General features: G+C 43.9%; 9 protein-coding genes and 2 pseudogenes. 9 read left to right on the top strand and 2 right to left on the bottom strand.

The window, feature by feature from the left end; translation table 11 throughout:
* Positions 1 to 208 (top strand): annotated as a pseudogene (locus C1G57_RS11700) (transposase); the annotation flags it as partial.
* A gap of 119 nt (positions 209 to 327) precedes the next feature.
* Here the strand turns inward: C1G57_RS11700 and treC are convergent.
* Both treC and treP read right to left on the bottom strand, forming a co-directional pair.
* Entirely contained in the window at positions 328 to 1,953 is a 1,626-nt protein-coding gene (gene treC / locus C1G57_RS10955; protein ID WP_105114915.1) for an alpha,alpha-phosphotrehalase, read from the bottom strand.
* An 84-nt stretch (positions 1,954 to 2,037) separates the two neighbouring features.
* Positions 2,038 to 4,032 carry a PTS system trehalose-specific EIIBC component gene (treP, locus tag C1G57_RS10960; RefSeq protein ID WP_105114916.1) on the bottom strand — a complete coding sequence of 665 codons (1,995 nt, stop codon included), beginning with the start codon at positions 4,030 to 4,032 and terminating at the stop codon, positions 2,038 to 2,040.
* Positions 4,033 to 4,398: 366 nt separating this feature from the next.
* Between treP and treR the strand changes: the two genes are divergently transcribed.
* From treR to C1G57_RS11000, 8 genes and pseudogenes are all read left to right on the top strand, one after another.
* On the top strand, positions 4,399 to 5,112 hold the full coding sequence (gene treR / locus C1G57_RS10965) for a trehalose operon repressor (RefSeq protein ID WP_105114923.1): 714 nt from the start codon (positions 4,399 to 4,401) through the stop codon (positions 5,110 to 5,112).
* Between the two features lie 55 nt (positions 5,113 to 5,167).
* Entirely contained in the window at positions 5,168 to 5,479 is a 312-nt protein-coding gene (locus tag C1G57_RS10970) for a hypothetical protein (RefSeq protein ID WP_105114917.1), read from the top strand.
* The gene (locus tag C1G57_RS10975; RefSeq protein ID WP_105114918.1) at positions 5,476 to 6,024 is read left to right on the top strand and encodes a CvpA family protein; all 549 of its coding nucleotides are present in this window, start codon (positions 5,476 to 5,478) and stop codon (positions 6,022 to 6,024) included. The genes C1G57_RS10970 and C1G57_RS10975 overlap by 4 nt, the downstream gene beginning before the upstream one ends.
* 32 nt (positions 6,025 to 6,056) lie before the next feature.
* Positions 6,057 to 8,390, top strand: coding sequence for an endonuclease MutS2 (locus tag C1G57_RS10980; RefSeq protein WP_105114919.1), 2,334 nt, complete (start codon positions 6,057 to 6,059; stop codon positions 8,388 to 8,390).
* Between the two features lie 164 nt (positions 8,391 to 8,554).
* A complete protein-coding gene (locus tag C1G57_RS10985) occupies positions 8,555 to 8,953 on the top strand; it encodes a DUF1310 family protein (protein ID WP_105114920.1) in 399 nt (132 codons plus the stop codon).
* Entirely contained in the window at positions 8,940 to 9,293 is a 354-nt protein-coding gene (locus tag C1G57_RS10990; RefSeq protein WP_105114921.1) for a hypothetical protein, read from the top strand. The genes C1G57_RS10985 and C1G57_RS10990 overlap by 14 nt, the downstream gene beginning before the upstream one ends.
* 47 nt (positions 9,294 to 9,340) lie before the next feature.
* Positions 9,341 to 9,718: a DUF1310 family protein gene (locus tag C1G57_RS10995; protein WP_105114922.1), complete on the top strand. Its 378-nt coding sequence runs from the start codon at positions 9,341 to 9,343 to the stop codon at positions 9,716 to 9,718.
* Positions 9,719 to 9,721: 3 nt separating this feature from the next.
* Positions 9,722 to 10,015, top strand: a pseudogene (locus C1G57_RS11000) (triacylglycerol lipase); the annotation flags it as partial.

A 10,015-nucleotide genomic window follows, 5' to 3' on the forward strand; every position in this document is an offset into this window, starting at 1 on the left:
TTCAAGAACTTAGTCAAAGAGGAATTGACAAGTAAAGAGGGAGCCCGCATTTATGCCAAACGCAAGGTGGATGTCGAACCTGTATTTGGTAGGATGAAGGGTGTTTTTGGCGTGCGCAGAGTCCATGTCAGAGGTCAAAAAGTGGTTGAAACCGAGATAGGCTTCCTCCTAATGAGCATGAATCTAACGAAATTGGCTAAGAAATTAGTCCAAGATAATAGAAACAGAAAGAAAAACACAGACAGTACGGCTGGATTTCATCAGAAGCAGCTCAATCTGTCTGTGTTTTTTATTTACTGGCTAGTTTTTGCCCAGCCTCTTTTGTGATTATTTCACCAAAATCGCCAGTGCCTGATAAGGCTTGAGGGTGATTTTCTTACCTAACTTGTTGTCAGAGTAGTTGCTGATGAGGACTTGGCCGTGGGCGAAGTCGTCTGCAAGGTCTAGCTCAACCTCTTCTGCGAAGAAATTGTTGAGGACCAGTAGTTTCTCGCCGTTTAGCAAGCGTTCAAAGGCGTAGACTTTCTGGCTGTCCTTGTAGGCGGCCTTGTAGTCCCCTTCTGATATGAGAGGAAGCTCTTTCCGCAGGCGGATGAGTTCTTGGTAGAAGGTAAAGATTGGGCCTGTTTTTTCCTGCTCAACGTTAATCGTTTGGTAGGATTTGCCAGCCTTCAGCCAAGGGGTTCCTGTTGAGAAGCCTGCATTGTCAGAAGCATCCCATTGCATCGGGGTGCGGGAATTGTCACGGGACTTGGCCTGGATAATCTGGAAGGCTTGCTCAGGTGTCTGCCCCTGGTCCAAGAGCATCTGGTAGGCATTGATAGACTCCACGTCCACGTAGTCATCCATGCTGTCGTAGTCAGGGTCAATCATACCGATTTCCTCGCCCATGTAAATGTAAGGCGTGCCGCGTGACAGGTGGATAGAGGCAGCCAGCATGGTTGCTCCTTCATTGCGGAAATTCTCCACATCAACAAAGCGGTTGAGGGCACGAGGTTGGTCATGGTTGTTGTAGAACAAGGCATTCCAGCCATTTCCAGCTGACATCTCCTCGCCCCAAGTGTGGAAGAGGCGTTTGAGTTCCTCAAAGTCAAAGTCCATGATAGTCCATTTTTGACCGTCCTTGTAGTCCACTTTCAAGTGGTGGAAGTTGAAGGCCATAGACAATTCTTCCCGTTCAGGAGCAGTGTAGAGAATGCAGTTTTCAATGGTAGTGGCAGACATTTCCCCAACGGTCATGAAGCCTTTTTCTGCTCCAAAAGTGGCCTTGTTCATCATCTTGAGGTAGTCATGGGTGATTGGGCGGTCGGTGTAGGCAGGCTTGCCGTCGTTGATTGGGTAGTCTTCGAGGATCTCATCCTTACCAATCAAGTTGATAACGTCGAAGCGGAAGCCTTTGACGCCCTTGTCTTTCCAGAAGTTGACCACCTTGAAGAGTTCGTCACGAACATGAGGATTTCGCCAGTTGAGGTCGGCTTGGGTCACATCAAAGAGGTGGAGGTAATATTTCCCGGTATCGCCAAAGGGTGCCCAGGCATTGCCGCCAAACTTGGAAACCCAGTCAGTTGGCTGGTCACGCAGGATAAAGAAATCCTGGTAATATTTGTCGCCAGCTAGGGCCTTTTGGAACCACTCGTGGTCTGTCGAGCAGTGGTTGAGGACCATGTCCAGCATGAATTCGATACCCAATTCTTTTCCGACAGCCACCATTTCTTCAAAGTCAGCCATGGTGCCAAAATCAGGATTGACGGCTGTATAGTCTGAAATGTCATAGCCGTTGTCTCGCTGAGGACTTGGGTAGAAAGGATTGAGCCAGATCATGTCAATGCCTAATTCTTTTAGATAAGGGAGTTTTTCAATAATTCCACGCAGGTCACCGACACCGTTGCCGGTCGTGTCCTTGTAAGATTTGGGGTAGATTTGATAGACGACTTTGCGTTTGTCTATGGTCATAATATGTTTACCAATTCCTTTCTTAAAAATGATGTTATCAACGGCAAAGAGTTGGGGTCACCAACTCTCTACACTTATTTTGTTTTATGCTTTTGTTGCTTTCAAGATAGCTTGGCCACGTTCTACTGAACGAGGAAGCTCTCCAAGAACCTCTGTGTTGAAATCAGTTTGGTTGGTCACGATGACTGGTGTTTCCGCAATAAGACCAGCAGCCTTGATGACATCGATGTCAAAGCTGATCAATTTATCACCAGCTTTGATGGTGTCGCCTTGTTTGACATGGGCTGTGAAGCCTTTGCCTTCCAATCCAACAGTATCCATACCGATGTGCATAAGGAGCTCAACTCCGTTCGCAGCAGTAATACCGACAGCATGGCTAGTTGGGAAGAGGACGGACACCTCACCGTCAACTGGAGCAACCAAGAGACCTTCGCTTGGATCAATAAGGACACCCTGTCCCATGACACCTGAAGCAAAGACAGGGTCAGTAGCTTGTGACAATTCTTTGGCTTGACCAGTAAGTGGGCTAATCAATTCGATAGTAGAACCAGTTTCAACGATAGTTTCAGCTGGAGTTACAACTTCTTCAATAGTTTCTTCTTTTTTTGAAAATGCACCTGTACGTTTGAAAACAGCTGTCAAAATCATTGGGACAACAATCGCAACAATCATTGTCATAAAGAATGCACCCCAGTATTCAGCCTTGATAGACAAGATACCTGGAAGACCACCGATACCGATAGAAGCAGCTTGGATGTTGAAGGTTACAGAAAGTAAGCCGGCGATACTTGAACCAATCATAGCAGCTACAAATGGGTAAACGTATTTCACGTTGACACCAAAGAGGGCTGGTTCAGTAACACCAAGATAAGCAGAAATCGTTGCAGGAAGCGAAATTTGTGCCTCTTTTTCATTCTTACGGTTCATGAGGAAGTAAGCAAATACTGCAGAACCTTGAGCGATGTTAGAAAGAGCAATCATTGGCCAGAGACCAGTTCCACCAGCATCCGCAATCAATTGTGTATCGATGGCGTTTGTCATGTGGTGGAGACCAGTGATAACGAACGGTGCATAGAGAGCACCAAATACAGCACCGAAGAGCCATTTTAATGGGCCAGTCAAACCAGCCAATACGATAGTTGACAACCATTGACCGATTGTCCAACCAATAGGACCAAGGACAGTGTGAGCCAGGATAATCGCTGGAAGAAGTGATAGGAATGGTACGAAAATCATAGATACCACTTCTGGAATCACTTTACGCCAGAAGATTTCTAGATAAGAAAGGGCCAAACCTGCCAAGAGGGCTGGGATAACTTGTGCTTGGTAACCGATACGGGCAATGCTAAATGCACCGAAGTTCCAAGACCATTCGCTAGCGATTGTCGCTGCGTCTGTACTTGGTACAGCATATGCGTTAAGCAACTGTGGAGACACCAAACAGATACCGAGAACGATACCAAGGATTTGTGACGTTCCCATTTTACGAGATACAGACCAAGTGATACCTACTGGCAAGAAGTGGAAGATGGCTTCACCTGGCAACCAGAGGAAATGGTTGACGCCATTCCAGAATGGTGAAACCTGAACGATGGTGTTCCATACAGGATTACCGTCAGCGTCAAAGACCAACTGCCCGTCTTTCATGGCTTGTCCAAGCCATTCCATCTGAACGCCTTCCAAGACGTTACGGAAACCGAGAATCAAACCGCCGACGATAAGCGCGGGGATGATTGGGGTGAAGATTTCCGCCAACATGGTCATAACACGTTGGATGGCATTTTGGTTACTTTTAGCGGCTGACTTAGCAGCTTCTTTTGATACGCCTTCGATACCAGACACAGCTGTAAAGTCATTGTAGAAGATTGGTACATCGTTACCGATGATGACTTGGAACTGACCAGCGTTGGTGAAGGTTCCTTTTACTGCTGGAATGTCTTCGATGACTTTGACATTTGCCTTCTTGTCATCAGCAAGAACAAAACGCATCCGTGTCGCACAGTGTGTTACTGCATTGACATTGTCTTTTCCACCAATAGCATCTAGGAGCTGTTTGGCTTCTTTTTCAAATTTTCCCATATATTTTTCCTTCTAGGCACGATTGGGTGAGTGCCATTCCCATATTTTTTCGTCTATTCGTTTCTCTGTAGTCCCTTGGATGTATGTGGACACCTTGTTTGTGTCCTTTCCAATCTTCAAGAGTCAGAATAGCGACTGTCGAAGCTAGTACTAAAGGGAAACTAACGGACCTTGTTTTCCGATTTATTATGTTTTAGGGGGACACAACAAATCGGATACACGAAATTTGTACGGACAAATCTCATTTGCGTTATTATTGTATCCGATTTCAAAAAATAATGCAAGCCCTTTTACTTAATTTTTTTAAAATTTTGTTATAATAGTGATGTTGTATGATAGAAAGCAGTCAATATATGAGGTTTTATGATGAAAAAATACCAAGAAATCTATAATGATTTGAAAGAGAAAATCCGTACAAATATGTATCCGGCAGAAAGGTCTTTGCCTACAGAGCAACAGCTGCAGGAAATGTATGGAGTTAGTCGGGATACGGTTCGCAAGGCTTTGGCTATGCTGACAGAGGGTGGTCTCATCCAGAAGGTTCAAGGAAGAGGCTCCATGGTCTTGAAACAAGAAATCTTGAATTTTCCTGTTTCTGGATTGACCTCTTATCAAGAATTGACTGCTTCCCTGCAATTATCTAGTCAGACAGAGGTAGTCAGTCTGGATATGTTGACGGTCAATAGTAGTCTGGCTAGTTTGACAGGCTTTGAACCCTTTAGCAAGGTTTGGAAGGTTGTCCGTACACGTTCTATTGATGGGAAGATTTCTGTCGTGGACACAGACTATCTGGCAGTGGAGCTGGTCCCTGATTTGACTATTGAGATTGCGGAGAAGTCTATTTACCAATATTTAGAGGGTTCCTTAGGGTTGGATATTGCTTATGCGCAAAAGGAAATCACAGTAGAGCCAACCAGCCGGGAGGAACGTGATTTGATGCAGAGTCAGGACGATTATCTAGTTCTTATCAAGTCCCGGGTCTATCTAGGAGATACAAGACAATTCCAATACACAGAAAGCAAGCATAAAATCGATAAATTCCGTTTTGTAGATTTTGCGCGTAGAAAGCATTCTTTGTAGGGTATGGATTAGCAAAATCATCTATTTTATTGTATAATGGTAAACGAGGTGTTTTATGGCAAACTTAAATCGATATAAATTTACATTTGGTGAGAAACAATTAACAGTAACGACAGAGCATGATAATCTTTTCATGGAAGAGATTGAGCGTGTTGCGAAGGAAAAATACCAAGCCCTGAAAGATAAGATGCCGACGGCTGACCCTGAAACCTTGGCTCTCTTGTTGGCAATTAACGCCCTTTCTGTCCAATTAACGCGTGAAATTGCTTTTGAGCAGACGGAGGCAGAATTGGCTAGTATGAAAGAAAAAGTGCTCAAGAAAAATGTCACTTTGGTTGATTTGGATGAACTTGAGGAGAAGGTATGATTTCGTTCGTCATTCTGCTGATATTGGTCTGGAGTTTCTATATCGGCTATAGTCGTGGCTTGGTCTTGCAGGCTTTCTATGGTCTATCTAGTATTCTGGCCCTGGTTATTGCAACAGCGACCTATAAGAAATGGACTGGCTTTCTCTACCTTTGGGTGCCTTTTGCGAATGCCACCCAGGGCAGTTCGACCTATTATTTCGATGAGAAATATCTATTTGATTTGGACAAGGTATTTTATGCAGGTCTAGCCTTCCTTTTGGTCTATATCCTGGTCTATGCCTTGGCACGTTTTGTAGGGATTTTTGTCCATCTACTAGAGGGCTTTAACCCAGATACAAGAACGAGCAACCTGATTAGTGGTGCCATTTCTGTTTTGGTGACCTTCCTGTCCTTGCAGCTTGTCTTGGTCTTGTTGTCAACCATACCCTTGGCGGTCATTCAGGACAAACTTCATGGTAGTTTTCTGGCTAATCTTATGATTCAGTACACACCGTTTACGAGTAGTTTTTTAAAATCTCTCTGGTTGAGTAATATTGCAGGGTAAGGGAGACCTTATCCTTTTTTGAGTAGGAATATATGAATAGTAAAATTATTGAAAGCCTTGAATTTCACAAGGTTATAGGAAAAATCGAGCCCTATCTCTTGACGGAACAGGGTTTGGATGAATTAAGGCAGTTGGAACCCATGGTGGAAGCCCCCCGCATCCAGCAGGCCTTTGATGAATTGACAGATATGGGACAAATCTTTGTAGAGAACCCTTATTTTAGTCTAGCAGCCACCAGTGATATCAATCCAGCCATGCGCCGTTTGGAATTGGATACAGACCTAAATATCTCGGAACTGCTAGCAGTTAAAAAGGTTCTGGAAGTATCTAAGTCCCTCTTGGATTTTTATGGCAATCTGGAAAATGTCAGCCTGAGCCAGCTGGATAAACTCTTTGAGAAAATTGAACTCTTTCCCCATTTACAAGGCTCGTTACAGTCTATCAATGATGCAGGTTTTGTAGAGGATTTTGCCTCTGAAAAACTAGCCCGCATTCGAAGAAAGATCCGAGAGGCTGAAGACCAGGTTCGTCAGGTCATGCAGGATATTTTGAAGAACAAGGGGGATATGCTGTCCGATAGCATTTTGGCAAGTCGTAATGGGCGAAATGTTCTTCCTGTTAAAAATACCTATCGCAATAAGATTGCAGGGGTTGTCCATGACATTTCTGCCTCTGGCTCGACTGTGTATATTGAACCGCGGGCAGTGGTGACCCTGAATGAGGATATTAGTCATTTGCGTGCAGAAGAACGGCATGAAATCAGTCGGATTTTGCAAGAGTTGTCCGACATGTTGCGGCCTCATAGTGGTATTATCCGTAACAATGCCTGGGTCATTGGGCATTTGGATTTTGTCCGTGCCAAGCATCTTTTTGCAAGAGATTACAAGGCTGTGGTTCCTAAGCTATCGGATAAGCAGGATATTGCCCTGCTCAATGTCCGCCATCCCTTGATTGCTGAGCCAGTACCCAACGATCTTTATTTCGGTAGCCAGTTGACGGCTATCGTGATTACAGGTCCCAACACGGGTGGTAAGACCATCATGCTCAAGACCTTGGGATTGACCCATCTGATGGCTCAGTCTGGTTTACCTATCTTGGCAGACAAGGGCAGTCGGGTGGCTATTTTCAAGGAAATCTTTGCAGATATTGGTGACGAACAGTCCATCGAGCAGAGTTTATCAACCTTCTCCAGTCACATGACCCACACGGTACAGATTTTAGCGGAGGCGGATCAGGATTGCCTCATTCTCTTTGATGAGTTGGGAGCTGGGACCGATCCGCAGGAGGGTGCGTCTTTGGCAATGGCTATTTTGGATGACCTTCGTCTGCGGGGGATCAAGACCATGGCAACCACCCACTATCCTGAGCTCAAGGCCTACGGGATAGAAACCTCTGGTATTGAAAATGCCAGTATGGAATTTGATACCAACAGTCTACGCCCGACCTATAAGTTTATGCAGGGTGTTCCTGGTCGCTCCAATGCCTTTGAAATCGCCCGACGTCTAGGTCTGTCTGATATTATTATCCAATCAGCCCAGTCATGGACGGATACAGATAGCGATGTGAACCGCATTATTGAGAAACTGGAAAACCAAACGGTTGAAAGCCGTCGCCGCCTAGACAAGATTCGTGATGTGGAGCAAGAAAACTACAAGATGAATCGAGCCCTTCGCAAACTCTATGATGAACTCAATCGTGAGCGGGAAAATGAGCTCAACAAGGCACGTTTGGAAGCCAAGGAAATTGTAGATATGGCATTGGCAGAAAGCGAGGATATTCTCAAAAATCTCCATGCTGCAGCCAGTCTTAAGCCCCACCAGATTATTGAAGCCAAGGCAGAGCTGAAAAAGTTGGCGCCTGAAGTGGTGGATCTGTCTAAGAATAAAGTCTTGAAAAAAGCCAAAATCCAGCGGGAGGCCAAGGTGGGCGATGACATTATCGTTACAGCCTATGGACAACGCGGCACCTTGACCAATCAGCTTAAGGATGGGCGTTGGGAGGCTCAGGTTGGCTTGATTAAGATGACTTTGACCAAAGATGAGTTTGAGTTAGTCAAGGCGGAAAAGGCAGAGCAGCCTAAGAAACGCCAGGTTCACACAGTCAAACGTGCCAATGTACGAGGACCAAAAGCCCGCTTAGATCTCCGTGGCAAACGCTACGAAGAGGCTATGATGGAGCTGGATGAATTTATCGACCAAGCCCTTCTCAACAATCTGGCACAAGTCGACATTGTTCACGGTATCGGTACAGGGGTTATCCGAGAAGGGGTGACCAAGTACCTTCGCCGAAACAAGCAAGTCAAGGAGTTCGGCTACGCCCCACAAAATGCAGGTGGCTCAGGCTGTACTATTGTGACGTTTAAATAAGGAATTGGCAAACAAGGATAGAGTCGAGTCTATTCTTGTTTTTGTATTTCTGTAATACAAGAAATAGGATGGATCATAACACAGTTTCACCACCTACTATGTTATGGTATACTATGAGGTAAGAAAGCTTCTTGCTTGATAGGATTTCATAAAGGAGGTCTAGGATGAAAAAAGTAATGAAAGTTATTATCGGCATTTTGTTAGTAATCGTGATTGGAATAGGAGGAATTGGATATATGCAACACAAGGAACATGAGAAAATGGTCGCTATCGCTACTAGTGAGGGGGCGAAAAAGGTTTATGAGGATTTCATGAAAAAGAGAGATCCAAATGCCTTTGAAGAAGATGGGGTCATTCAATCTTATGAAATTGACACGAACAGTTTAAAATACAATCCTATGGGTGGGTTGATGGTACAGTTAACAGTTAACAATGATTCTGAGATGTATATGGATTTTAATTTGATTGATAATGGTGAGGGGGCTTATCACTCTGCATATAAAGGAATCTCTGCTAAACTATCTAAAAAGTTAAGAGAGGAGAGTGCCAATGGGGAAAATTAAATATGTAGATGAACCTAATCTTCAGATAGCAATGTCTGAATATGATACGGGAATTACAAAAGGTTATGAACTATATGATCAGTATGATAATCTGATCGGCACAGTCACCCTCGACTTCGACAATGAGAATGGCAATGGTGAACAGGTTTATGCTGTTGTGAAAGATCCAAACCTGCCCGAAGACCAGCTTACGGAAGTAACGGTTCTCTTTCGAGGCTCAACTGGACCAAATGAAGTGTTGTCAAAACCTGCAGATGTGTGGAATGACTGGGTTGAAAACGATCTTTTTTTAGGTTTGCGCGTCTTTATATGTAAGCATCGCATTTATGCTATACTATGAGGTAAGAAATGCTCTTACTTGATAGGATTTCATAAAGGAGGTCTAGTATGAAAAAAGTTGTCAAAATACTAGTTGTTGTTATTGTCGCCATAGCACTTGGAATAGGAGGAATTGGATATATGCAATACAAGGAACATGAGGAGATGGTCGCTATTGCTACTAGTGAAGAGGCTAGAGCTGTTTACGAAAAACACATGAAAGCGAATGACCCAAAAGCATTAACGACTGATGGAATTATAAAAACTTATGAAATTGACACTGAAACACTAGAGTATAATCCCATGGGAGGAATGATGGTAAGAGTTTATGTAAATGGAGATGAAGACTTTGGCTTTCATTTTAACCTTTTACAAAATGAAGATGGAAAGTTTAAGTCTGGAAGCTATGTTATCAAATCAAAATTGGCAGATTTATTAGGGAAGTAGTTCATGGTAAAAAAATATGTTAATGAAGATAATCTTCAGATTGCAATGACGGAATACAATAATTTAGGTAAGGGAGATGCTGTAATTACACAATATGATGACATAGTAGGTCGTGTCACCCTCGACTTCGACAATGAGAATGGCAATGGTGAACAGGTTTATGCTGTTGTGAAAGATCCAAATTTGCCCAAAGACCAAGTGTTGGAAGTAACGGTACTATTTCGAGGCTCGACTGGACCAAATGAAGTGTTGTCAAAACCTGCAGATGTGTGGAATGACTGGGTTGAAAACGATCTT

Source organism: Streptococcus suis (assembly GCF_002960425.1).
Lineage (GTDB): Bacteria > Bacillota > Bacilli > Lactobacillales > Streptococcaceae > Streptococcus > Streptococcus suis_S.